The 24,465-nt window shown below is 38.7% G+C and carries 30 protein-coding genes; 17 read left to right on the forward strand and 13 right to left on the reverse strand.

From position 1 onward, the window contains the following. Positions 1 to 36: 36 nt before the first annotated feature. Both def and ruvX read right to left on the reverse strand, forming a co-directional pair. The gene (def, locus tag JET18_RS20985) at positions 37 to 609 is read right to left on the reverse strand and encodes a peptide deformylase (RefSeq protein ID WP_202094489.1); all 573 of its coding nucleotides are present in this window, start codon (positions 607 to 609) and stop codon (positions 37 to 39) included. Beyond that, positions 606 to 1,022, reverse strand: a complete 417-nt coding sequence (gene ruvX / locus JET18_RS20990; protein ID WP_202094490.1) for a Holliday junction resolvase RuvX — start codon at positions 1,020 to 1,022, stop codon at positions 606 to 608. The genes def and ruvX overlap by 4 nt, the downstream gene beginning before the upstream one ends. 115 nt (positions 1,023 to 1,137) lie before the next feature. On the opposite strand from ruvX, the gene JET18_RS20995 reads away from it, so the two are divergent. The 3 genes from JET18_RS20995 (at position 1,138) to JET18_RS21005 (ending at position 3,822) form a co-directional block, all read left to right on the forward strand. Beyond that, complete coding sequence (locus tag JET18_RS20995) at positions 1,138 to 1,614, forward strand: SixA phosphatase family protein (protein WP_202094492.1); 477 nt, start codon at positions 1,138 to 1,140, stop codon at positions 1,612 to 1,614. Then, positions 1,595 to 2,479, forward strand: coding sequence for an archaemetzincin (locus tag JET18_RS21000; RefSeq protein WP_202094493.1), 885 nt, complete (start codon positions 1,595 to 1,597; stop codon positions 2,477 to 2,479). The genes JET18_RS20995 and JET18_RS21000 overlap by 20 nt, the downstream gene beginning before the upstream one ends. 290 nt (positions 2,480 to 2,769) lie before the next feature. After that, a complete protein-coding gene (locus JET18_RS21005) occupies positions 2,770 to 3,822 on the forward strand; it encodes a T9SS type A sorting domain-containing protein (RefSeq protein ID WP_202094495.1) in 1,053 nt (350 codons plus the stop codon). 251 nt (positions 3,823 to 4,073) lie between these two features. On the opposite strand, the gene JET18_RS21010 is transcribed toward JET18_RS21005, so the two are convergent. Next, positions 4,074 to 5,618 carry a serine hydrolase gene (locus tag JET18_RS21010; RefSeq protein WP_202094496.1) on the reverse strand — a complete coding sequence of 515 codons (1,545 nt, stop codon included), beginning with the start codon at positions 5,616 to 5,618 and terminating at the stop codon, positions 4,074 to 4,076. A gap of 376 nt (positions 5,619 to 5,994) precedes the next feature. On the opposite strand from JET18_RS21010, the gene JET18_RS21015 reads away from it, so the two are divergent. The 4 genes from JET18_RS21015 to JET18_RS21030 all read left to right on the forward strand — a co-directional run bounded on the left by JET18_RS21015 (position 5,995) and on the right by JET18_RS21030 (position 8,406). Continuing rightward, entirely contained in the window at positions 5,995 to 6,492 is a 498-nt protein-coding gene (locus tag JET18_RS21015; RefSeq protein WP_202094497.1) for a metallophosphoesterase family protein, read from the forward strand. Between the two features lie 28 nt (positions 6,493 to 6,520). Continuing rightward, entirely contained in the window at positions 6,521 to 7,015 is a 495-nt protein-coding gene (locus tag JET18_RS21020; protein WP_202094498.1) for a Smr/MutS family protein, read from the forward strand. A gap of 18 nt (positions 7,016 to 7,033) precedes the next feature. Further along, the gene (locus JET18_RS21025) at positions 7,034 to 7,750 is read left to right on the forward strand and encodes a DUF3822 family protein (protein ID WP_202094499.1); all 717 of its coding nucleotides are present in this window, start codon (positions 7,034 to 7,036) and stop codon (positions 7,748 to 7,750) included. Positions 7,751 to 7,833: 83 nt separating this feature from the next. Continuing rightward, positions 7,834 to 8,406 (forward strand): RsmD family RNA methyltransferase, encoded by a 573-nt coding sequence (locus JET18_RS21030; RefSeq protein ID WP_202094500.1) that lies wholly within the window; start codon positions 7,834 to 7,836, stop codon positions 8,404 to 8,406. On the opposite strand, the gene JET18_RS21035 is transcribed toward JET18_RS21030, so the two are convergent. Further along, positions 8,403 to 8,753 (reverse strand): winged helix-turn-helix transcriptional regulator, encoded by a 351-nt coding sequence (locus JET18_RS21035; protein ID WP_202094502.1) that lies wholly within the window; start codon positions 8,751 to 8,753, stop codon positions 8,403 to 8,405. The genes JET18_RS21030 and JET18_RS21035 overlap by 4 nt on opposite strands. A gap of 83 nt (positions 8,754 to 8,836) precedes the next feature. On the opposite strand from JET18_RS21035, the gene JET18_RS21040 reads away from it, so the two are divergent. Continuing rightward, on the forward strand, positions 8,837 to 9,436 hold the full coding sequence (locus JET18_RS21040) for a nitroreductase family protein (protein WP_202094504.1): 600 nt from the start codon (positions 8,837 to 8,839) through the stop codon (positions 9,434 to 9,436). A gap of 57 nt (positions 9,437 to 9,493) precedes the next feature. Here JET18_RS21040 and murI read toward each other — a convergent pair whose 3' ends face one another. From murI to JET18_RS21065, 5 genes are all read right to left on the reverse strand, one after another. After that, entirely contained in the window at positions 9,494 to 10,324 is an 831-nt protein-coding gene (gene murI, locus JET18_RS21045) for a glutamate racemase (protein WP_202094506.1), read from the reverse strand. A gap of 179 nt (positions 10,325 to 10,503) precedes the next feature. Further along, the gene (gene hemW / locus JET18_RS21050) at positions 10,504 to 11,628 is read right to left on the reverse strand and encodes a radical SAM family heme chaperone HemW (protein WP_202094517.1); all 1,125 of its coding nucleotides are present in this window, start codon (positions 11,626 to 11,628) and stop codon (positions 10,504 to 10,506) included. A gap of 51 nt (positions 11,629 to 11,679) precedes the next feature. Then, entirely contained in the window at positions 11,680 to 12,630 is a 951-nt protein-coding gene (locus tag JET18_RS21055) for a PorP/SprF family type IX secretion system membrane protein (protein ID WP_202094519.1), read from the reverse strand. A 51-nt stretch (positions 12,631 to 12,681) separates the two neighbouring features. Beyond that, complete coding sequence (locus JET18_RS21060; RefSeq protein WP_202094521.1) at positions 12,682 to 13,755, reverse strand: RluA family pseudouridine synthase; 1,074 nt, start codon at positions 13,753 to 13,755, stop codon at positions 12,682 to 12,684. 72 nt (positions 13,756 to 13,827) lie between these two features. After that, positions 13,828 to 14,928: a PASTA domain-containing protein gene (locus tag JET18_RS21065; protein ID WP_202094523.1), complete on the reverse strand. Its 1,101-nt coding sequence runs from the start codon at positions 14,926 to 14,928 to the stop codon at positions 13,828 to 13,830. A gap of 155 nt (positions 14,929 to 15,083) precedes the next feature. Between JET18_RS21065 and JET18_RS21070 the strand changes: the two genes are divergently transcribed. From JET18_RS21070 to JET18_RS21085, 4 genes are all read left to right on the forward strand, one after another. Continuing rightward, the gene (locus JET18_RS21070) at positions 15,084 to 16,067 is read left to right on the forward strand and encodes a D-alanine--D-alanine ligase (RefSeq protein ID WP_202094525.1); all 984 of its coding nucleotides are present in this window, start codon (positions 15,084 to 15,086) and stop codon (positions 16,065 to 16,067) included. A 175-nt stretch (positions 16,068 to 16,242) separates the two neighbouring features. Further along, complete coding sequence (gene coaD / locus JET18_RS21075) at positions 16,243 to 16,707, forward strand: pantetheine-phosphate adenylyltransferase (RefSeq protein ID WP_027373487.1); 465 nt, start codon at positions 16,243 to 16,245, stop codon at positions 16,705 to 16,707. Positions 16,708 to 16,742: 35 nt separating this feature from the next. Beyond that, positions 16,743 to 17,096 (forward strand): four helix bundle protein, encoded by a 354-nt coding sequence (locus JET18_RS21080; RefSeq protein WP_202094527.1) that lies wholly within the window; start codon positions 16,743 to 16,745, stop codon positions 17,094 to 17,096. A gap of 51 nt (positions 17,097 to 17,147) precedes the next feature. After that, positions 17,148 to 17,780: a trimeric intracellular cation channel family protein gene (locus JET18_RS21085; protein ID WP_202094528.1), complete on the forward strand. Its 633-nt coding sequence runs from the start codon at positions 17,148 to 17,150 to the stop codon at positions 17,778 to 17,780. A gap of 188 nt (positions 17,781 to 17,968) precedes the next feature. Here the strand turns inward: JET18_RS21085 and JET18_RS21090 are convergent, their stop codons facing one another. Both JET18_RS21090 and JET18_RS21095 read right to left on the reverse strand, forming a co-directional pair. Next, positions 17,969 to 18,538: a tetratricopeptide repeat protein gene (locus JET18_RS21090; protein ID WP_202094530.1), complete on the reverse strand. Its 570-nt coding sequence runs from the start codon at positions 18,536 to 18,538 to the stop codon at positions 17,969 to 17,971. Between the two features lie 74 nt (positions 18,539 to 18,612). Beyond that, positions 18,613 to 19,107 carry a dihydrofolate reductase gene (locus tag JET18_RS21095; RefSeq protein ID WP_202094531.1) on the reverse strand — a complete coding sequence of 165 codons (495 nt, stop codon included), beginning with the start codon at positions 19,105 to 19,107 and terminating at the stop codon, positions 18,613 to 18,615. Between the two features lie 73 nt (positions 19,108 to 19,180). Here JET18_RS21095 and JET18_RS21100 point away from each other — a divergent pair, with 73 nt between their 5' ends. From JET18_RS21100 to JET18_RS21120, 5 genes are all read left to right on the forward strand, one after another. Next, positions 19,181 to 19,786 (forward strand): LemA family protein, encoded by a 606-nt coding sequence (locus tag JET18_RS21100; RefSeq protein WP_202094533.1) that lies wholly within the window; start codon positions 19,181 to 19,183, stop codon positions 19,784 to 19,786. Continuing rightward, positions 19,786 to 20,214 carry a TPM domain-containing protein gene (locus tag JET18_RS21105; protein WP_202094535.1) on the forward strand — a complete coding sequence of 143 codons (429 nt, stop codon included), beginning with the start codon at positions 19,786 to 19,788 and terminating at the stop codon, positions 20,212 to 20,214. The genes JET18_RS21100 and JET18_RS21105 overlap by 1 nt, the downstream gene beginning before the upstream one ends. Next, positions 20,195 to 21,010: a TPM domain-containing protein gene (locus tag JET18_RS21110; protein WP_202094537.1), complete on the forward strand. Its 816-nt coding sequence runs from the start codon at positions 20,195 to 20,197 to the stop codon at positions 21,008 to 21,010. Before JET18_RS21105 ends, JET18_RS21110 begins: the two co-directional genes overlap by 20 nt. A gap of 188 nt (positions 21,011 to 21,198) precedes the next feature. Beyond that, a complete protein-coding gene (locus JET18_RS21115) occupies positions 21,199 to 21,720 on the forward strand; it encodes an NAD(P)H-dependent oxidoreductase (RefSeq protein ID WP_202094539.1) in 522 nt (173 codons plus the stop codon). Positions 21,721 to 21,723: 3 nt separating this feature from the next. Then, positions 21,724 to 23,610: a monovalent cation:proton antiporter-2 (CPA2) family protein gene (locus JET18_RS21120; protein WP_202094542.1), complete on the forward strand. Its 1,887-nt coding sequence runs from the start codon at positions 21,724 to 21,726 to the stop codon at positions 23,608 to 23,610. 11 nt (positions 23,611 to 23,621) lie between these two features. Here JET18_RS21120 and JET18_RS21125 read toward each other — a convergent pair whose 3' ends face one another. Together JET18_RS21125 and JET18_RS21130 are read right to left on the reverse strand one after the other, a co-directional pair. Beyond that, a complete protein-coding gene (locus tag JET18_RS21125) occupies positions 23,622 to 23,951 on the reverse strand; it encodes a DUF4280 domain-containing protein (RefSeq protein ID WP_202094544.1) in 330 nt (109 codons plus the stop codon). Positions 23,952 to 23,957: 6 nt separating this feature from the next. After that, positions 23,958 to 24,464, reverse strand: coding sequence for a hypothetical protein (locus JET18_RS21130; protein WP_202094546.1), 507 nt, complete (start codon positions 24,462 to 24,464; stop codon positions 23,958 to 23,960). Between the last annotated feature and the right edge of the window lies 1 nt (position 24,465).

The following is a 24,465-nucleotide window of genomic DNA, read 5'->3' on the forward strand; positions in this document are numbered from 1 at the left end:
CGGTGTATTATTTTATTTTTTTAATCCTTTATTCAATTATTTTGGAAATCTCATTTTGTAGCCGATGCTTACATCGCCATGAGAAATCTTTGTCAGTTTACCTTTAACAAGCTTTTTCTTCAAAGCGCTTAAATGGTCGGTAAACAGTACGCCTTCAATATGATCATATTCATGCTGAATTACGCGGGCTCTAATATCGGAAAAAGTTTCTGTATGTTTCACAAAATTTTCGTCATAATATTCAATAAGAATCGTTCCTTTTCTTTTCACATCTTCTCGTACATCCGGAATAGAAAGACATCCTTCATTGAATTTCCACTCTTCACCGGATTCTTCAAGAATCTTTGCATTAATGAAAACTTTCTTAAACTCAGCCAGTTCATCTTTGATATCCTCATAATCTTCGTCCTCCGCAAGAGGAGTCACATCAATCACGAACAGACGCAGATCCAGCCCGATCTGAGGTGCAGCCAGTCCTATACCGTTTGCACTGTACATCGTTTCGAACATATTATCTATAAGTTCCTGTAAACCGGGATAATCTTTTTCTATCTCTTTTCCCACTTTCCTTAAAACGGGATCTCCAAAAGCTCTTATCGGTAAAATCATCGTATTCTTTGTTCTAAAAAATTCTGCAAAATAATCGTTGCACTTACTTTATCTATTAACCCCTTTTCCTGTCTTTTTTTCTTACTTTTTCCGCTTTGGGAAATAAAAAAAGAAGCCATTTTAGAGGTAAATCTTTCATCTAAACGGTGGACCGTAATCCCTGAAAATTCTTTCTGAAATTCTTCAATGAATTTTAAAATATCCGTCTCCACTTCAGAAATATTTCCTTTCAAATCTGTAGGAAGTCCTACTACCACATCATCCACTTTATTTTCGGTGAAATATTTCTTCAGAAATTCCATCAAAAACCGTGTTTCCACAGTGTCCAGGCCGCTGGCAATAATCTGCATATCATCCGTTGCAGCGATACCACAACGTGCCTTTCCATAGTCTATTGCAAGGATCTGTCCCATAAGTGTGCAAATTTAGTAAAATTTAATGATTTTATTCATAACGCAGTTTTTTTATGGAAATGATGTTTTATTCCATTATTTTTTTTATAATTTTAATCTTCCAAAAAACGAAAATATGAAGAAACTCATCCTCGTAAGACATGCGAAGAGTGACTGGCCGGAAGAAACGGACGACTTCGACAGACCTTTGGCAGACAAGGGACTGAAGGATGCTATGAACATGTCCAGATTTATGAAAAGCAATAATATTTCTATTGATCAGTTTGTTTCCAGCCCGGCAGTACGTGCCCTGAATACCTGTAAGATTTTTAACCAGGCTTATCAGCTTAATGTTTCCACGGAAGATAAACTGTATAATCCTTCAGAAAGGAATTTTGAATCTGTAATCTACGATCTGGATGACAGTGTGGGATCTGTAGCTCTTTTCTCACATAATAACGGAATTTCCAATTTTGCGAATTCTATTTCTGAAGATATTTTTCATTTCCCGACCTGCGGAGTAGCCGGCTTCGAAATCGACTGTAATTCATGGTCTGAGTTCGACGGTGCCAAGAAAAAGCTTCTGTTCTTTTATGAACCCGGGAAAATATAATGTTATCTTTTTTCTACTCGCCACCACCCTACTCCTTTTTTCGTGCCGTAAAAAGGAGAAATCTTATATTGAAACCATTGCTATCAACGATGTTCAGCTTCCAAAAGCTAAACCCGGTGGCTGGAGATATTCCCACGACGAAAAATTTCAGACTTTTGAAGATTTTCAGAAGTTAAAAAAAGTAAAACCCAAACCGGGAAAAAATATTATTTATCTCCAGCCTATAGGAGAATTCAATGAACTTCAAAGAAAGGAAATAGAACTGAACCGGGAATATCTGAGCCGTTTTTTCCAGCTGGAAACCAAAATTCTTCCGGATTTGCCCAATACCATTTTTCCAAAAAATGTAAGAAGAATTTTCAAAGACGGGCAGGAACAGATTCTGGCAGGGTATGTTCTGGACAGTGTTCTGATGAAACGAAAGCCTAAGGATGCCGTAGTGTTAATGGGAATTACAGAAAAAGATCTTTTTCCAAAACCTGAATGGAATTATGTTTTCGGGCAGGCGTCTTATGAAGATGGCGTGGGCGTAACTTCCATCTACAGATTTTCTGACGGATATCTATCTGATTCGAATTTTAATCAAAGTCTTGAAAGGCTGATAAAAGTAAGTTCTCATGAAATTGGCCATATGTTCGGAATCAGCCACTGTTTAAATGCGAATTGTGTGATGAATGGCAGCAATTCACTTCCGGAGACCGATTTTCACTTTGCGCGGGCCTGTTCACTCTGCCAGCGAAAATTAAATTCTAGTTTACCGTATGATCCTCAGAAACGCCTTCAGGATCTGAAACAATTCTTTGGAAAGCAGCATTTAAACGTTGAGCTTTCACGTACCGAGCAGGATCTTAATCTGTTAAAATAATCTTTTCCAAAAATATCTTAAACAGGTTTGGGCTAATGCCGAATCTGAATTTTTATTGGTAAGAACGGGCTAAAGCCCGTTCCTATTGAATATGGTAGTGTATTCAACTACGAGTCATTCAGAATTTGAAGATTTTAGGTCCGTGATAAATATCCGGATTCATTTATACTTCTGCATTTTATGATAGAAAACTCCATTTCCTGGCTGCATGACTTTTGTCACAACCTCGTAAATTTTATTTTTAATAAAGTATTTTTGTTTAAAATTTAATTATTCTAAATAAAAATAAAATGAAAAGACAGCTTTATTTATTCCTCTTTGTTCTTCTTTTAGCGGGAACTCAATTAAACGCACAGGCCACTGCGAATGTATATATTGAGAATCTGAACACACCCAATCCAATGGTTATTGATGGCAACACGATGTATATTGGCCTTTACTATGAAGATAAGGTGATCAAAGTGAATATAGATGACCCGACATCTCCTCCGGTTGATGTAATAACCGGTGTTAACAGACCGTATGGACTAGCCTTAAAAGACAATGTTCTGTATATTTCAGAGTTTGGAGGAAACCGCCTTTCTAAAGTTGATCTTAGTTCAGCCAATCCAAACCGGGAAATTGTATTATCAGGGATAAGCAGCCCTCTAGGACTTGAATTCGTAGGAAATGATCTGTATATGGCTCTTGAAGGAGATAATAAGATCGCTAAAATAGATGTAACTCAAACTACTCCTCAACTGGTTGATGTAACTTCTGCAGAGTCTCCATTTGAACTTGAAATCATCAACAATGTTATTTATTTTACGGAAAGATTTGAGGGCAGGGTTTCAAAATTTGATATGAACAGTTCGAACGCACCGGAGATCATAGCACAGGGATTAAGCTATCCGTCAGGGCTTACTTCGTATGGGAAAGAATTATTCATCTGTGAAGCCGGAGCAGCTAAAGTTTCCAAACTTGATTATACAGCAGCCAATCCCGTTGTATCGGGCGGTCTTGTTTCCAGCGGATTTGAATATCCTTCCGGACTGACAGTAAGTGGTAACACAATGTACGTTACAGATTTTTTTGCAGGTTCTTTATTAAAAGCGGATTTAGCAGCTCTTTCAGTTTCAGATTATAAAAACCAAAAGAACACTACCGCTATTTATCCAAATCCGGCAAAAGATGTATTGAATGTTCGCAATGCCCCTTCAAAAGATTATAAAATCTTCGGAATGATTGGAAATCTTGTACTTTCCGGAACATTGGAACGGGATTCTATTAATGTAAGCCGTCTGGAAAAGGGAGCTTATATTATTCAGATCGGGGATGTTATTAAGAAGTTTATTAAGGAATAGAAGATTAAGGCTAAGGTTGAGGCTAAGGCTAAGGCTGATTAAGATTAAAAATATTGATTAAAAAAGAAGGGTTTCAGCAGGTGTTGGAATCCTTCTTTTAGGTTTTGGCTGAAGCCTTTTGAAATTGGTTAAAAAAAAGAACGGGCTAAAGCTCGTTCCTATTGAATATTGTGACATTCTTTATTAATTATTAAAAGAACATATCTTTTGTCTGTTATTCATAAATCTGCTTTCTCAGCATCTTTAGCCATTTACTTTCTCTTCAGATCCAGATCTTCAAAATCAAAGCTGAAATCAGTAATGTCTGAAATTGGTTTTAATTTCGCGGATTCTGCTTTTCCGTTTTCATCATAATTAAAAATAATGTAGGCATCAGCATCGTAGCTTCTGTCGTCCCATTTGATAATAAATGAATTATTGGAATAAGGGAGAAGTTCACCTTTCAGTCTTGGAGAGTTTTTGCAAAGGATTCTGTATGTGCTGCCCTGCTGAGAAATTTCAACATCTCCAAACCATTGGTCATTGTATTTTCCAACAAACTGCTCTGCTTTAGGCTGAAGGATTTTTTCTTTCTTAAAAGCTTCGGATTTTTTGTAAGCTTCTTTTTTCTGGTTCTCGAAATCAACATTTACTTTTGACATTCTTTCCCCATACGTTTTCAGCCAGTTTCTGTCTTCCACACCCAGATAGGAATCTTTTACAGTATTCGTGATGGTATTGAAAGCCGCTCCCGACTGCTGGTTCGTCAAAACTACAATTCCTAATTTCAGATCCGGGATCAGTGTAAACTGAGTAACCGTTCCAATCAATCCTCCGGTATGCTGAATCTGCTTATGTCCTTTAACATCGCTCAGAAACCATCCTAAACCATAGCCATAAAAACTGGTATCATAAGGATTTTTCGCAGCTACCCTGTCAGGGATCTGTAAACTCCACAATTGCTGTACATTTTTATCTGAAACCAGCTTTTTCCCATCTTTCGTTGTGAAATTATTTAAAAGGCAGTCCGCCCAGATCGTCATATCCTTAATATTACTCATAATTCCGCCTGCTGCATTCCCTGTTTCATTCCAGTCGTGAGGAACGGCGATCGCTTTTCCGTCTACAGGAGCGTGCGCATCGATCTTGTTGGCTACTGCTTTTGCCCTGTTGTAGCTTCCAAAACTGGAAGTCATACCCACCGGCTTCATAATTCGCTGCTCAATAAATTCTGCCCAGCTCAATCCGGAAACCCTGTGGATCACTTCTCCGGCCACGATGAACATGATATTGTTATAATCCAGTTTGATTCTGAAAGGATTTTCCGGCTTCAGATATCTCACATTGTGGACAATATCATTAACCGTAAGATTCCCGCCTTCAGGAAAAAACATAAGATCTCCCTGTCCAAGGCCTAATCCAGCTCTGTGAGTCACAAGATCTTTAATCGTTACATTTTGGGAAACGTACGGATCATACATCTGAAATTCAGGGATATATTTTGAAACTTTATCGTCCCAGTTCAGTTTTCCTTCATCGGCTAAAATGGCCAGGGCAGTACAGGTAAAACCTTTGGAATTGGATGCTATTCCTACGAGCGTGTTATCATCCATCGGCTGTTTGGTGGCCAGTGAACGCTGTCCGAAACCTTTGGAATACAATACTTTTCCGTCTTTTATGATCCCTACTGACATTCCGGGAACATCAAAGGTTTTCAAAGTATTCTGGATCAGCTCATCCAATTTCTTTTCTTCAACCTGGGCATTGAAAAGTCCCACTGCTACAAGAAAAACTAAAAGAGAAAATTTCTGCTTCATTTATTTTTAATTTTCTCAAATTTAGTAAATATTAGGTCATGACGAATTCTCCCGCAAAAACTTTGTCTATTTAACCTGAGTTCGGGATAAGACATTTTCGTTTTTATAAGAGGGTAAGGAAGTTAGAAGCCGGAAGAGGGAAGTTATTGAAGTCCAAAGGCAGCAATGCACCGCGGTTTTATTAATTTTTTGAATCCGCTTCAACAAATTTAAAGGCAGTAATTTAATATTATTGTCCAATAATAACTTCCAGCCTCTAGCTTCCCGCTTCCAGTCGTTTAATCTTAACTTCTTATCCCGAACTCAGGTTATTTAAATAAACTGATTCCTAATAGAACATAAAATCTTCCTAACTTTGCACAAATTTCAGATCTTAATGACAAAAATCCTTCTTCTTTCCGATTCTCATTCTTATATAGATGACCGCATTTTAGAATATGCCCGTCAGGCCGATGAAATCTGGCATTGCGGTGACTTCGGAAGCATGGAAGTAATTGAAGAACTGGAAAAAATAAAGCCTTTAAAAGGGGTTTACGGAAATATAGACAACGCCAAAATCCGGGCTGAGTTTCCGGAAGTGAACCGTTTTTTCTGTGAGGATCTTGAGGTTCTGATGATTCATATCGGCGGATATCCGGGAAAATACACACCGCTTACGAATAAGGAGATTTCTGAAAAAGCTCCCAAGCTCTTTATTTCAGGGCATTCCCATATTTTGAAAGCCATGTTTGACAAAAAAAATAATCTTCTGCATCTGAATCCCGGAGCCTGTGGAAAACAGGGGTGGCATAAAACGAGAACGATGATGCGTTTCGTAGTGGAAGGTGAAGAAATCAAGGATCTGGAAATCATTGAACTGGGACCGAAAAATTAATTTTAAATTATAAAGAAGAGCATAATACATGAAAATCGGGGACAAAGTTTCTGTAGTAGATGAAGATTTAAGCGGAATGATCACTTCTGTGAATGGTAATATTGTTGTTTTTAAGGACGAATACGGTTTTACGTATCAGTATCCTAAAGAAAAACTGGTTCCTAAAAATGCTGATCTTTATGAAAATATCCGGGTGGTAAAAAAGGCAGAACCCCAAAAAGTTATTTCAAAAAAGCATCAGAAAAACCATATGGTGCTGGATCTTCACTTTGAGAATCTGGTGAAAAATCCCAGTGATTATGATAGTTTTGAAAGACTTTTCATTCAAAAAGCAAAATTAACGGAGGTTCTCGATTTTTGCAGAAAACACTATCTAAAGAGACTGGAAATTGTTCACGGAATTGGTGACGGAACGCTGCAGAGAATGGTTATGGATGTTTTGGAAAGCCAGAGAGATCTTGATTTTTATAATAAGGAAATACTTCACCATCAATCCGGTGCCGTTATGATAGAATTTCACTAAATTTGCATCAATTGAAATATGAACGTACTTAATTTACTTTTTACCAAAGACGGATTAATCTATCAGATTGTGAAGAATAAAAACATTCTGGAGGAAAAGTCTTATTTCGTTACCGAAGAAACACCGGAGAACCTGATTGAGGACAAACTTGATGAAGTTCTTCTGAAGCAGAGGTTTGAAGAGATCCACGTGATTTCTGCACTGAACCATTTTACCCTGATGCCGGAAGGTTTTTCAGAGCACGATGCAGGCTTTGAACTGATTGCATTCAATGCTCCTGCGGACAAGGAAAAGGAAGAACTGATGCTTTCTGTGAATAAAAAATTCGGGGTGCAGTTTTATTATACGTTTCCTAAAAACTTTTATAAGAAAATAAAGGAACTGGCAGTTCCGGTTCATTTTAATTTCTCAGGTGAGAAGTTCTTAAATTCAATCAACAATAAGAATACGAAGGAAATTCACATCAATCTGTATCATAACCAATGTGAATTTTTTGCCATCGATAACAAGAAGGTCATTCTATACAATAATCTGGATGTGAATTCTGAAGTAGATTTTCTTTATTTCGTGATGTTTACGCTGAGTAAAATAGGTTTTGGAATCAATGAAACGAATTTTTACGCATATGGTGAAACCACAGAAAACGAGACTTTCATTTCGGAACTTCAGAAATTCGTCAAGAATATGAGAATTGTTTTTGACAATGTTCCTAATAAAAATTTTATACTTAATTAAAAGGGACTAGGAATCAGGAATGAGGGCTTAGCCTTAGTGCGTTTCCCTACTCCCTAAAACCTATTACCTAAATCCTAATCAATATGTTCAGAATAATTTCAGGCAAATGGAAAGCCAAAAAAATAGCCGCTCCAAAGAATTTTGATGTAAGGCCTACCACGGATTATGCGAAGGAAGCGCTGTTCAGTATCCTGGAAAACAAATACGATATGCAGTCTGTTTCTGTGCTTGATCTTTTTGCAGGCATCGGTTCTATCACATTTGAATTTGCTTCCAGAGGATGCCGGGATGTGACTTCTGTTGAACTGAATCCAAAGCATACAGGCTTTATCAACTCTACGGCTTCAGAACTTGATATGTCTCTGCAGATCAATGTTCAGAGAGGTGATGTTTTTGACTGGCTTAAAAAATTCAGAAACAAGAAAAGCTTTGAAATTGTATTTTCCGATGCTCCTTTTGAAATGGAAGAGAAGAAATACTACGAGCTTCTGTCCTTGGTTTTAAACAATAAATTCGTTAAATCCAACGGCGTTTTAATCGTGGAACATCAGAGCAGAATGAAGCTTGAACACCCGAATTTAACAGAAACCCGAAAATACGGAAATGTAAGTTTCAGTTTTTTCGAACCGAATAAAGAAGATAATCAGGAAATTTAATTCCTGATTATTTTTTTTATGGAAAGATCCGGCGCCGACCTACCCCACTGTGTTATCGCTTCTATCACCGGTAAAAGTGTTTTCCCGAAATCCGTCAGTGTGTAATCCACCATCAGAGGCGGTTTTTCCGTGTATACTTTCCTGTTGATAATATGATCTTCTTCAAGCTGTTTCAGCTGCAGGCTTAACGTTCTTTCTGTGATGGTAGGAATCAGCTTCCTGAGCTCATTGTATCTTTTCGGGCCATCCGTCAGATGAAATAAAATGACGGCCTTCCATTTCCCTCCTATAAATTTCATCGTTACGCTGGTACAGCAGGGATATTCTTTGTTATCTATTGTATACATTTTATACTATCATTTTTAACCGTTATTGCAAAGGTAATAAACTTACATTAATTTTGCTACTATAAAAATGATAGTATAAAAATATGAACTTTCTAGAACAAATGAAAAGAAGGTATACGGTAAAAAAGTATAACCCTCAAGGAAAAATCAGTGCAGAACAGATTGCAGAATTAAAAGAGATCCTTAATTTAAGTCCCTCTTCGATCAACAGCCAGCCATGGAATTTTATTTTCGTGAGCAAGCCTGAACTGAAGGAACAGCTGGCGGAAGCTTCTTACTTTAACAAAGAAAAAGTATTGGACAGCAGCCATGTTATCGTATTTCAGGTGCTGAAAAACCCGGAAGATTTTGAAAAACAAATTGAGGAAAACCTTCCTGAAGGATCAGTCAATTACTACAGAACCATGGTAAAACCCAATGATGAAGCCGCGATCCGTTCATGGATGGGACATCAGGTTTATCTTTCGCTGGGTGTTCTGCTTTCTGCGTGTGCCGCAATGGGAATCGATTCTACTCCAATGGAAGGAATTGAAACGGAAAAATATGACGGAATCCTGAAAAACGATTCCTATGAAACTCTTTTCGCGGTTGCTATCGGAGAAAGAGCTGAAAATGACAACAACCATCCGACAAATACTCCGAAAAGAAGACTTAAAAGTGAAATGGTAATCGTAGAACCCTAAAAACGAATGATTTCTGCTAAAAATAAAAGCTGTTTCGGGTGAAACAGCTTTTTTGTATTATAATACTTTCAGTTCTAAATCTATCGTCTTTCCGAAGAATTTCTTAGAGATCTTCTCAAAGTTTTTCGTAAGATCCGAAAGATAGAAATGATAGCTTGGTTTTGGATTGTTTTCATTCAGCAGATGATACTTATCCAGGATGATCTTCAGATGGTTGGCTACAATATTCGGGGAATCAATTACCCGGACCCTGTTTCCGTAATACTGTTTGATTTCATCGATCAGCAGGGGATAATGGGTACATCCGAGGATCAGGGTTTCAATATTTTTAAGCTTATTGTTGCTTAAATAATTATAGATGATCGCATGGGTGATCGGGTGATTTTTGAATCCTTCTTCAATGGCGGGAACCAATAAAGGTGTGGCAAGCTCATCCACTTTAATCCATTTATTCTGCTTCCTGATGCTTTTTTTGTACAGCCCGGAATTGACCGTTGCTTTTGTTGCAATAACTCCTACATTGTTATGAATCTCATACGCCACTTTTTCAGCCACGGGATTAATTACATCAATGACAGGAACTTTCCCGTTTACAGACTGCATCACCTCATTCAAAGCATTTGCTGTAGCCGTATTGCAGGCAATCACAATAGCTTTGCAGTTCTGCTGAAGCAGGAAATTGGTGATCTTGGTAGAATATTCGATGATCGCATCCTTCGATTTTTCACCGTAAGGAAGGTGCTTGGTATCACCAAAATAAATCAGGTCTTCATGAGGAAGAAGTCTTTTGATCTCTTTGGCTACGGTAAGTCCTCCCACCCCGCTGTCGAAAATACCGATAGGCTGGCTTTGTGAAAGATGTGAATAATCTTGCTTTTTAGTTTTCAAGTGAGCTGAAATTTTATACAAAAATACGAAGATTTTTAGATTTCTGGAGTCCTGATTTTACACTTTATTTCTATCATGCTTCGACTCCGCTCAGCATGACACGTGACAATGATTCCGTACATTATGACAACTGGTATTAGCAAAGTCATGCTGAGCGGAGTCGAAGCATGATCATTGATTTACACAATAAACAGATCTGAAGCAATTCCATCCGCCATAAACCAATGCTTTTCCGGGATTTTCAAATGGTTATCTTCAGTTACTAAAATTCCTTCTTCAATTTTGGATTTTATTTCCTGATGAAAATGTTCCAGAATTTTGCCGGAGAATTTCTGGTTCAGGCTATTGAGATCTACTCCCCAGATTGTCCTGAGGCCAATCATAATCATTTCATTGAACTGGTCTTGCTGAGACAGGATTTCTTCTTCTTTGGCAAGAATTCCGCTGTGAAGTTTTTTAATATACTGCTGATTGTTGGCCACATTCCAGCTTCTGACATCAAAACCATTGTAAGAATGGGCAGAAGGACCTATTCCCAGATACTCTTTGTATTTCCAATAGGCCGAATTATGTCTTGAATAGAAGCCTGGTTTAGCAAAATTGGAGACTTCGTAATGCTCAAATCCGTTGTCTTTCAGGAAATCCGACAGGTAATAAAATTCTTTATTCTGCTCTTCTTCTTTCGGACTGGCTATTTTCCCTTTCGAGATCCAGTTTTCCAAAGCTGTTTTCGGCTCAACAGTCAATGCGTACGATGAAATATGAGGAACTTCCAAAGCGATCGTCTTGTTTAAATTCTCTTTCCAGATCTCCAGATTCGAGGTTGGCGAACCGTAAATCAGGTCTATGCTTAAGTTTTCAAATCCAAAATCCTGAGCTCTTTTAATGGAACTTTCTGCTTCGGAAGCATTATGGGCACGGTTCATCATTTTCAGATCTTCTTCAAAAAAACTCTGGGTTCCGATAGAAAGCCTGTTAACCGGAGAATCAGCAAGCTGTTTTAGAAAATTTTTATCCAGATCATCGGGATTAGCTTCTAAAGTGACCTCAATATCGTGATCAAAACTGAAATACTTCAGCACTTCATCAATTATAGAACGGATTTCATCGGCAGAAAGAATAGACGGGGTTCCGCCTCCAAAATACAGGGACTTTAAATTTTTGTTCTGCAGTTCGTCTTTTCGCAGCCTTATTTCGGTCTTCATGGCACTGATCATTTCATCTTTAAAATTCAAAGATGTGGAAAAGTGAAAATTGCAGTAGCTGCATTTCTGTTTGCAGAATGGAATGTGAATATATATCATAAAAAAAGCCCTGAAAATTTCAGAGCTCAAATTTATTTAAATTATATCAGATTAATATCTATATCCTCTATGATTAATAAAGTTATCGAAATTATACCCTAAGCTGATCATGAAGCTGTTTCCACCATACGTCTGGATATCAGACATTCCGATGTTGTATGTAGCTCCGATCATGAATTTATTAAATCTTACTTTAACAACCGGTGCTACCTGTAGCTGCTGGCTGTCGAATCTGTTCTGTACCGTTCTGTAGCTTACCCCGGCAGAGAATGAGTTGATATCATTAAAGAAAGTCGCCATTAAGTTATAGTCGATCATTCTTGTTGAATTCGTATTCAGGTTAATTAACGCGGATGGCGTTACAAAGATATTGTCAGCAAAATGCCAGTCATATCCTAAGTTTAAGAAGAATTTAATTGGTGAAGGCTCAATTCCGTTTACGATAGCCTTATCATTGCTTAGTGCGATATCGTTTACCGATACTCCTGCAAAAATATTTCTATAGGTAGCTGCCGCACCGAAGTTGGCATAAGCCATAAAAATATTCCCTTCTTTACCGATCAATAGTGGATCGTAACCATCTTCAACATTCACTGAAGTATAGTCGAAGTTCATATTATAAAATGAAACACTGGTACCAAAAGAGAATTGGTCTTTTCTTTCTCCTTCACTACTTAGTGGAATAAAGTATGACGCTCCTGCCGTGATTCCTCCTGCAGAAATAGGCCCGTTACTATCTCTGAAAATAGAAAGCCCTGCTCCTACTCTGTCGAAGATGTTCCCGTTGATTCCTATAGACTGCGTATTTGGAGAATCGCTAAACTTGTCAAATTGCTTGTGGTAATTAGCATTAAGCTGCACGTAATCGGTCTTTCCGTACTGAGCTGGGTTGAACAGGAATTCACCATCCAAAAGATATTGCTGATAGTATGGTAGTGATTCTTGTGCTTTGTATGCATTTGACAAAAGAGCTAAACATACGATAGCATATAGTTTTCTCATAACAAATCTTGATTTCAATTCAACAAATATAAAAAAATTCTCAATATATTTTTAGTTTTCTAAATAATTTCTCCATTTTTTTACAGCATCCGCCATATCTTTCGGCATTGGGCTCTCAAAATACAATTCCTTTTTCGTAGTGGGGTGTATAAACCCTAAAGTATGAGCATGGAGTGCATGTCTTGGAAGAATTTCAAAAACATTTTTTATAAACTGCTTATACTTAGGAAGATTCACTCCTCTAAGCGGCGTATGGCCTTCATATCTTTCGTCATTAAATAAAGTATGCCCGATATGTTTGAAATGCGCACGGATCTGGTGTGTTCTTCCCGTTTCAAGTTTACATTCCACCCAGGTCATATATTTGAAGCGTTCCAGCACTTTATAATGGGTTACGGCATGCTTTCCGTGGCTTCCGTCTTCATAAACGGACATCTGCATCCTGTTTTTAGGATGTCTTCCGATATGTCCTCTGATGCTTCCCTCGTCTTCCTGAGGATTTCCCCAGACAAAAGCCCAATATAATCTTTTGGTGGTTCTGTTAAAAAACTGTTTCGCTAAAAAGCTCAGTGCATATTCATTTTTTGCGATCACCAGCAGTCCGGAAGTGTCTTTATCAATTCTGTGAACAAGTCCTACCCTGTCCAGATCAGATTTTTCGCCGTTCTTTTCAAAATGGAAAGCCAGTGCATTCACCAGCGTTTTATCCCAGTTTCCGTGTCCCGGATGCACCACCATTCCCGGTTCTTTATCCACAACCACAAGATCATCATCTTCATAAATAATATTCACCGGAATATCCTGAGGAATGATCACGTTCTGTCTCGGCGGATGCGCAAGAAGCACCGAAATCTGGTCGCCGGGTTTTACACGGTAATTCTGCTTTACCGGAGTTCCGTTTACCACTACATTTCCCGCTCTGCACGTCTGCGAAATTTTATTCCTTGAAGAATTCTGTCTGTATATCTGTAAGAACTTGTCAATTCTTAACGGCTCCTGGTTTTTATCGACGGTGATATTAAGATGTTCGTACAATCCTTTATTTTCATCATCAATATCGATATTCCCGAGACTATCGGACTCTAATAATTCTTCATCTAAAAAATCCTCGTTATCTTCTGCCATTGTTTTATTTTTTTACACAAAAGGCCCCAACATTTTGCAGTTGAAGCCTATATTTTATATAATAAACCGTTATTATTCTACTACTACTTTTTTAGCCTTTGGCTTTTGAGCCGGCTGCTGTGCCGTATTTCCGGCAGCAGGTTTACTGCCCGTTCCCGAACCCTGGCTGCCTGTTGCAGCGGATTTCGGTTTTTCAGCAGTGGTTCCTGCAGGTTTTGCTCCTGTAGCGGCACTGGTTTTAGGCTGCTCCGTTTTCACCGGTTCAGATTTCGGAACTTCTTTTTTAGGTACAGGTACTGCTGGCGGCGGATCAAAGCTTGGCTCCTGATGAACCGGAACTTCGTCATAATGTACCGGAGGCAGTGAAGTATCTACTTTCATACGGTAAATAGAGTTCAGCTGTTCTACCTTAGCTCTGAGCTCGGCAGGCGTTCTCTTACTCGCCCAAAGGTCGATCTGCATTCCCTGGTCTCTTACGTCTCCGGAAGCCGGATCCTGATAATAAATAATATCAGATTCGTCTTTACTGCCGTCCTCGTGTTCTACCAGTCCTACTTCGAACATACTTTTTGCAATAACTGCTCTCGCTTCTTTTACAGAAAGTCCTACCACACTAGGAATAGAGATATTCCTCATAGGTCCTGAACCTACCACCACATCGATCACGGAGAATCTAGGAAGGCGTGATCCCGGGTTCACCGCATTCCCTTTATATAATATTCTCAGAAGAGCATCTTTCTGGATACTCGGTTCATAAATGGTGTCATTGATCTTCAGCCCCACCTGGTCCAGTCTCTGGAAAGCCAGTCCTGAATATCTGTTGATCACATCAGGAACGGTAATAGGAGCCCATGTTCTAGGGTTCACAACAATTCTTACCAGCGATCCCGGCTTTACACGGGAACTGGATATCGGATGCATCTTTAAAACCTGGAAAGGCTTATATTTAGGATTGTATTCTGCACTGTCCACTTCATATTCCAGCCCTGTATCTTCCAATATTTTTACGGCATCGTAAACGGATTTATTAATAACATTGGGCACAGGAATCTCCTGACCATGATTGGTATGATATTCCAGCCAGCGGAAAGTAAGCCACACCAACCCCACAAAAACACCGATGGCGACTACTAAATTCAGTAAAACTTTCCAATTGAAAAGTGATTTAAGCATACTTAAAAATACTTTAATTATAACGGCAAATATAGCTAATAATTTTAAATGTCCTTTTATTTAACACAATTCATTTTCAATTTTAAAATTTCTGAATTTCCCTTATTGCATTACATAAAATGATTAAATTTGCCTTAATTGATACTATAATGGTTATGAGCAAAAAAAGTGTTGCCGTTGTCATGGGAGGCTATTCAGATGAATATGTGGTTTCCTTAAAAAGCGGTCAGTTGATCTACGATTCTCTGGACAGAAATCTATATGATGTACATAAAGTGGTTATCCTTAAAGATGAATGGTATTTTTTAGGAGACAACGACAAAAAATATGAAATCAACCGCGGGGATTTTTCAGTCACATTAGATAATAATGAACAACTGAAATTCGATGCCTGTTTCAACATTATCCACGGAACTCCCGGTGAAAACGGAATCCTTCAGGCCTACTGGGATGCCATAGGACAGAAATATACAGGATGTGATTTCTACCAGAGTGCTTTAACCTTCAATAAAAAAGACACCCTGGCCGTACTTTCCAAATATGGGATTCCTTCTGCTAAAAGTATTTATTTAAGAAAAGGAGAAGCCATCAATACAGATGAAATTGTAGAAAGTCTTGGGCTTCCGGTTTTCGTTAAACCCAACCAGTCCGGTTCTTCCCTTGGAATTTCAAAAGTGAAGGAAAAATCGGAATTACTTGCTGCTACGGAAATCGCTTTCAAAGAAGATGATGAAATCCTGATCGAAAGTTTCCTGGACGGGATGGAAGTTTCCGTTGGCGTTATAGATTATAAAGGCGAAACCATCGTTCTGGGAATTACAGAAATTGTACCTACCAATGAATTCTTCGATTATGAGGCTAAATATGAAGGTGCTTCAGAAGAAATTACACCCGCAAGAATTGATGATGCTACCAGAATCAGAGTGGAAGAAATTTCAAAAAGAGCATATAACTCCCTTGGTATGAGCGGTTTTTCAAGAAGTGAATTCATCCTGATGGACGGCATTCCTTACATGCTTGAAATGAATACCAACCCCGGATTCTCCCCAGCCAGCATTCTTCCGCAGCAGGCTAAAATTTATGGAATATCCATTACAGACCTTTGCGGAAACGAAGTAGAAAAAGCGTTGAATAAATAATAATAGAAGTTAGAAATTAGAGGTTAGAAGTTAGTTGTTACAGAGGGAAGTTTGAAGATAGGAGATCGAAGAAAAACCCGGTGGATATTACCCCGAAACGCGAATCTCACATCCCCTAATCTCACAACCCCAAACACGAACCTCACAACCCATAACTCATCATAACACGTAAAACATGAAAATTGCTGTTTTCCCCGGATCCTTTGATCCTATTACCCTGGGACATTATGATATTATTGAAAGAGCGGCTCCGCTTTTTGACAAACTGATTATCGCCATCGGGCAGAATTCCCAGAAAAAATATATGTTTCCACTGGAAAAAAGAATGGAATTCATTCAAAATTCCGTCGCAGAATTTCCCAATGTAGAAGTGGATTATTTTGAAGGATTAACCGTAGATTACTGTTTCGAAAAAAATGCCCAGTACATTATCAGAGGCTTAAGAAACCCGGCCGATTTCGAATTTGAAAAAGCCATTGCCCATACCAACAGAACCCTGGCCCACAAAAAACTGGAAACCGTATTCCTGTTAACCTCATCCGGAAAATCTTTCATCAGCAGCAGCATTGTAAGAGAGATCATCAACCACGGCGGAGAATACGAACTGCTGGTTCCGGACTCGGTGAGGGTAGAAAGATAAGTAATGAGTAATAGGTAATGAGTAATCTTGGGGCTATGGATTATAATCAGGTATTTCGGGAAAGAACTAAAAACTTTTCTATTCTTGTGATCCAATCCCTCTTATCATTACCTTATTCAGATGCTCTTTCGGTTATAAGAAAGCAAATTATCCGGTCTTCTACTTCAGTGGCAGCCAATTACAGAGCTGTTTCAAGAGCAAGATCAGAAAAAGAAAAATTTGCTAAACTCTGCATTGTTGTGGAAGAAATTGATGAAACCCAACTCTGGCTTGAGATCATTGAAGCACTGGAATATCTCAGTCCTGAAAAGATGATTGAATTAAAATCTGAATGTGAAGAACTTGTAAAGGTCATGACCAAATATAAGTTTAAATTATCCCAAATTTAAATGGCATAATTTTTATTACTCATTGCCCATTACCTATTACTCATAAAAACTATGCACGAACAGTTCAATTTTGCCATAGAAGTTCTCGGAACCATTTCCTTCGCGATGTCGGGAAGTTTTGCGGCTATGCAGAAACGCCTTGATCCTTTCGGGGTACTGATTATTGCGTTCGTGACTTCTGTGGGAGGAGGAACAGTAAGGGATCTCCTGCTGGATATTCCTGTTTTCTGGATGCATGACCTTTTAACCTGTGCCCTGATCCTGGGAACAAGTATTTTCGCCATGGTTTTCAAGTCCATTGAAAAGAATTTTAAAGTAACCCTTTTTATTTTTGACAGCTTCGGATTGGGATTATTTACCATAATTGGTGTTCAGAAAGGGCTGAATGCTGACATTCATCCGCTGATCTGTATTGCCCTGGGAACCATCACCGGCTGTTTTGGAGGAATTATCCGGGATATTTTGCTCAACCGGATTCCACTGATCTTCAGAAAGGAAATCTATGCCACAGCATGTATCGTCGGAGGATCTGCATTTCTCCTGATGACCAAGTTTATTCCGCTTTCCTATACGTTCATACAGATTTTCACTATTCTACTGATTGTTGCCATCAGAACGCTTGCCGTAAAATACCACTGGCAGATGCCTAAATTTTATGGATATGATCAGAACTCGGAAATGTAATGCTCTGTTGCGGGTTGTCAGTTGCGAGGTACAGGTTACTGGTTGACGGCTTTGACCACGAAACCGCGCATCCCGAAACATCATAATTCATGTCTAAAATCTGACATCTAAAATCTTGATTCTACCTTAAATCTCAATACAAAAAAAGCACCCGAATTCAGGTGCTTTTGTCGTTTCGTATATTTTTCTTAGAAGAATTTTCCTCTCTGTCTCATATTCGGGTTGTGCATGTGCTTCTGCATGGATGGCATTTTCAGCTGGTCCTTCATCATTTTGATCTGGTCTGTCATCATTCCTGCGCTGTCTAATCTCTTAGCTTCCTCCAGAAGTTTCTGTCCTTCCTGTTTTCTCCCTTTAGAAATAGCTGCTGCGGCAAGATTCAGGGTAGCCATTGCACGGTCATGTTTCATGTTCAGGCCATATTCCAAAGCTTTTCTCATCAAAGGCTCCACCTTGGCTGGATGTTCCTGAGCTTGTGTCAGTCCCAATAAATAATGGAAATATCCATATTGGGATTTGTGAAGCTGCGCCTGGTAATTGGTGATACTGGTTAACCATTGTGCCGCTTTTTCCATATTCTGTTTTCTCAGCTGCCAGAAGGCAAGAAGAATGTATTCATTTTTGAAGAAAAGTAAAATAGGCAGTGCTGCCAGAAGGAAAATAACGATCCCCCAGCCCAGATTTCTTGTAAAAATCATCATGTATAGTCCTAAAAGGATAAGAACTGCTGCAATTACAATTTTTATGTACTTATTCATTATTCAATTTTAGAAGTGCAAAGATAGAAAATTTAGAGGTTAGAAGCTAGAGGTTGGAAGCTAGATTTTCACAACTATTCGCTCTTGATCCTTTCAAACGTCTGAAAACAAAAATCGTATTGATTTTTTTCATCTTTTTCATGGCAGATCTCATTCGTTTTTTTCCAGATTTTCTCATTGATTTTTGGAAAAAATGTATCGGCTTCAAGGTCTGCTTTTACCAGAGTCACCTCCAGTTTATCAACGATCTCCATGGTCTGTTCGTAGATATTTCCGCCCCCGATGATGAAGACTTCTTCATCTATTTTTTTTGCAAATTTTACAGCTTCCTTAATGCTACCTACAATCAGGATGCCTTCTTCAAACCAGTCTTTCTTTCTGGAAATAACAATATTGGTGCGGTTCGGCAAAGCTTTTCCAATGCTTTCATAGGTTTTTCTCCCCATAATCACGGGATGTCCGGAAGTAATATCTTTAAAGTGTTTCAGATCTTTGGGAAGATGCCACAGCAGTTTATTTTCAAAACCGATTTCGTTTTTCTCTCCCATTGCCACCACTATTGTTGTCATTCTAATAATTTTTTACAAAATTAGCACATAATTTGTATATTTGATTAGCACAAAAAATTAAAAAAAATAAACTATGAAAAATAAAGGCTGCCTAAGCGCAGGAACTATCGGTATTGCACTTCTTATCATTGTAGGTGTACTATTCTTCTGGGGAAAAAACGGATACAACAATTTTGTTTCTAAAGAACAGAATGTGAATTCCAAATGGTCTAATATAGAGACTGTATATCAGAAAAGAGCCAACCTGATCCCAAATCTGGAAAGAACAGTGAAATCGTATTCAAAATTTGAGCAGGAAACCCTGACAAAAGTTGTGGAAGCACGTTCCAAAGCTACTTCCATTAACATTGACCCTACGAACATGACGGAAGCTGATCTGGCTAAATTCCAGGCTGCACAGGGCGAATTATCCGGAGCATTAAGCAGATTAATGGCTGTAGTGGAATCTTATCCTAATTTGAAAGCGGATCAGCAGTACATTAACTTCCAGAGAGAATTTACAGCAATTGAAAACAGCATCAGAACCGAAACGGTGTATTATAATGATGCTGCCAAAGATTACAATACAACGATCAAAACATTCCCGAATAATATTCTGGCGAATTTCACCAACTTTAAAGAAAAACCTTTCTTCAAGGCTGAAGCCGGTGCAGAAAAAGCGCCTGAAGTATTTAAATAATGAACCGTTTCCTGACAAATCAGCAGATCACTTCCCTGGTGGAAGCGATACAGTCGGCGGAAGAACATTCTACGGGCGAGATCAGAATACACATTGACTCGAATACGGAAACAGAAAATGCGCAGACTGCATTTGAGGTTTTCAAAGAACTCTGTATGAATAAGACTGCCGATAGAAATGCCGTGCTTTTTCATGTGAATTTCGAACAGAAATACCTTACCATTATTGGTGATATAGGAATTCACGATAAGGTACACCAGTCGTACTGGGATCACCTGCACGACTACATTACCGCTGAATTTGCCAAGGGGAATTATTATAAAGCTTTAAAAAGCGGCATCCTGGAAACCGGTCTTGAATTAAAAAAATATTTTCCTGTAGAGGGAAAAAATCCCAACCAGCTGTCTAATGAGATTACGTTCTCTTAAAATAATATTTTCATTCTTACTCTTCTGCTTGTACACTCTTGTATCAGCACAATATACCGTTCCGCAAAAACCGGCGGTTCTGTATCCGGTATTTGATGAAGCAGGCCTGCTCAGCCAGCAGGAAAAAGATGAACTGAACAATAAGCTGATCAAATTTGCAGATTCCACTTCCACGGAAATTGAAGTCATTATTATTTCCTCTACCAAAGGAGACGATGTGAATTTTCTGGCTACTATGTTCGGTGAGAAGTGGGGAATCGGAAAAAAAGGGGTGGATAACGGTGTTGTTTTCCTGATTGCTACCGAAGACAGAACCATGTCTATCCAGCAGGGACGGGCCGTAGAACAGTACCTTACCGCTTCCGTGGCAGGACAGATCCTGGATTATATTGTCACACCTAATTTCAGACAGGGATTATGGTATGAAGGGATCAACCGTGGTACTTCCGCGATCATGGAGGCTGTCCAGGGGAAATTTAAACCTGCGGAAACTACAGCACCATCAGGAAACGGAAGTGCATTTAAGATCCTGATTATTGCCTTTGTCATCTTTATTATACTCGCTATTATCTTTGGAAACAGAGGCGGAGGACGCGGTGGCGGCAATAATGATGACGATGATGTGATTATCACCAGAAGAGGACGCAGAAATTATCCCGGTGGATTCTTTCCTTTCCCGGGCAGCTTCGGAGGAGGCGGTTTTGGAGGCGGAAGTTCCGGTGGCGGCGGAGGTGGATTCGGCGGCTTTGGCGGCGGAGGAAGCTTCGGTGGCGGCGGTGCATCCGGCGGATGGTAAATACAGATAACAAAATTCAATATAATCGGGCTCATTGCCCGATTTTTTATTTAATATGCTAAAATAGAGCTGTTTCTTTGTCTTATTTCAATATTAAATTCAACTTTACATATTAAAAAATTAACAAAACCACTCAAAACCCGTTTTTTATTCAAAATTTTTTCATTATATTTACTGAAAACAGGTTTATGAAGAAGACGCTGGTAGTTTTTGCACATCCCTATTTAGAGCACTCCAATTCCAATGTAGAGCTTATCAATTTCTATGTTCGCCACCAGCATTATACGCTCAGAGATCTCTATGAAGAATATCCGGATTTTCACATTGCCGCATTCAGGGAAAGGAAAAGATTAAAAAACTATGACCGTTTTGTTTTTCAGTTCCCGCTCATCTGGTTCGGCATGCCTCCTTTATTAAGATTATGGATTGATGAAGTTTTCGACAGGGATTGGCTGAAGGAAGGCGAACATAATCCTCTGGAAGGAAAAGAAGTTTATATTCTGATCACCACGGGAGGCAAGGAAAGATCGTTCACCAAAAACGGAACTTACCAATACACCGTGGAAGAACTGGTGAGTGGTCTCATCGTCTCTTTAAATGTTTTCAAAGCCCATATTAAACATATCAAGATTGTTTATGAGGCGAATAAACTGAGCAAAAAAGATATTATTTTGCATAAAAAAGAATTTACAGAACTACTCAATCAATAACCTATGGAGTCCAGCTTAGCAATGAATACATTACTTTTCTTAGGTGTAGCCATTATTATGGTTCCGCTGGCAAGGAAATTCGGACTCAGTTCTGTGATCGGGTATATTTTGGGCGGAATTATCATCGGCCCGTATGTTCTGCGGCTTACCGGAAAAGATGTGAATGACATTATGCATGCCAGCGAGTTTGGCGTGATTATGCTGCTTTTTTTGGTCGGACTGGAACTTGAACCCCGGAAATTCTGGGAAATGCGGAAGAAAATTGTGGGACTGGGGCTTACCCAGATGCTGCTTTCCATTTCTCTTCTTTTTCTGGTGTTTCTGAGTGCCGGGTGGCGCATAGACAAAGCTATTGCCATTGCAATGTGTTTTGCCCTCTCTTCTACCGCTATTGTACTGCAAACGCTTCAGGAGAAAAACAACTTTAAAACCATGGCGGGAGAAGCATCATTCTCTACCCTGCTGTTCCAGGATATCGCTGTGATTCCTATTTTGGCTATCCTGCCTCTGATTGCTAATTACAAAGCAAGCCACCATGATAATGAAATTCAGATCCTGATTCAGAAGCTTCCGGAATGGCTGCAGGCCGGGACAGTGATTTTAGGGGTTGCCATATTGATTCTTCTGGGAAGATATGTATTTGTTCCTTTTTTACGGTATGTTTCAAAATCCGGAATGACGGAACTGTTGACGGCTTCGTCTTTATTCCTTGTGATTGGGGTATCAGAGCTTATGGCCGGCATAGGACTTTCACCTGCGCTTGGAGCTTTCCTTGCGGGAGTGATGCTTGCCAACAGTGAGTTCCGGCATGAACTGGAGGCGCAGATCAATCCGTTTAAGGGACTTCTTCTTGCCGTTTTTTTTGTAAGTGTAGGCTCAACGATCAATTTTAATATTATTCAGAAGGATCCTCTATTTATTTTTTCAACTGTTTTTGCGGTACTGGCTGTTAAATTTATTGTGCTGTACGCTATCGGCAAGTTTTTTAAGATTGATACACCTCAGAGTTTATTTTATGCTTTCGCTCTTTCCCAGGTGGGAGAATTTGCTTTTGTCCTGATCAATTATGCATCGGATCTTTACCTGCTGGGACCTGAGCTTAATGCACAGATGATGGCGGTCACGGCAATTACGATGTGTATTACGCCTATCCTTCTGATCATCAACGATAAATTCATTACATCAAAATTCATTAAAGAAATCCCTGATGAAGACAACGATTTTAATATTCTGGATAATGATGTAAGCCAGAAGAAAATTATTATCGTAGGTTTCGGGCATTTCGGAAGTACGGTAGGCCGTCTTTTAAAGGCTAATAAAATTTCGGCAACGGTTCTGGACAGGGATTCCGACCGGGTGAAACTATTGAGAAGTTACGGCTTTAAAGTATATTACGGAGATGCGACAAGAATTCCCATTTTAAGGGCTGCAGGAATTGATGATGCAGAAATTTTAGTCTTATGTCTCGATGACCCGGACGACAATAAATTTATTGCAGATCTGGTGCGTGAACATTATCCGAAAGTAAGGATTTTTGTACGGGCAAAAAACAGAATTGACGCCTATAATTATCTGAACAACGGCATTGAAAATATTTACCGTGAAACCTTAGGAACTGCTGTAGATATGGCGGTGGATGTCCTGCATGAAACCGGGATGAGAAAATATGCGGCAAGACGCATGGGACAAAGGTTTATGGCCATCGACAAAGCCTCTATCAGAAGGCTGGCCAAAGCAAAGGATGATGATGAAATTTTATTATTTACCACAAAAGAAATCCTTCAGCGGGAAGAGGAATTACTGGCTTTTGACAATCTTAATTTCGATAACCGGAATTGGGAAGGATCCTCGTCAGTAGATGAAGAAAGCGACGAGGAAAACGAAGCCTGATTTCTAAAAAATTATTCTTTCACAAAATTCTGTGCAGACTGTATTACAGAAATTTTACCGCCAACCGAACACTGGCAGGTAGAGCTGTCCAGCAGTTCTTTTTTACCTTCAATTTCAAAATCAGAGGTATTATCCCATTTAACGGGTGATGGTGTGCAAGAGGATCTCAAAACACTGCATAAACCAAATGGTTTAATATTCGTATTAGGCTGTTTGTCTTCTTCTGTGGCTTGCAGCTTCCCTTCAATACTCATAAAGGATTGGCTGGTTACTGTGATAGGAGTTGGAATGGTTCCTTTATCACATGTTAGCTGGGTGGTATTTGTGATGTGTTGGGGCATTAAAATTTAATTTTTACATTCAATAACCTTATTATGTACTGTCATACGGTTTTTTTCGATATAGTCTAATAAATATTCAGGGATTTTACAATTTTCATTAATAACATCAAATTGTATTTTCAAGCATTTAAATATATATATTTTTTGATTCTTCCATAAATATAGAAATGCAATATCTCCAGTCTTTAAATTTGATGTTTTCTTAGTACATATTTTCACATGCAAATCATTTTCTGACAGGATACTTTCTGCTATTTTTTTTAATGCCTGATTGTTTTTTGAGTATTTGTAAAAATTGGTATCTTTTACAAATTCATTTTCGCGAACATTCCATTTCAAGAGTATATCTTTATCAATTTTCACAGTAAGAGTGTCATTGATAATTTCCTTTTTAATATGTTTTTCATGCACATTTTGAGGTATTTTATCCGCAATGGCAATATTCTCTTTCTTTTGTGAGCAACAAAAAAATGCAAAAGGGATTAAAAATAATATGCTTATATTTTTCTTCATA

Source organism: Chryseobacterium endalhagicum (assembly GCF_016745235.1).
GTDB classification, from domain to species: domain Bacteria; phylum Bacteroidota; class Bacteroidia; order Flavobacteriales; family Weeksellaceae; genus Chryseobacterium; species Chryseobacterium endalhagicum.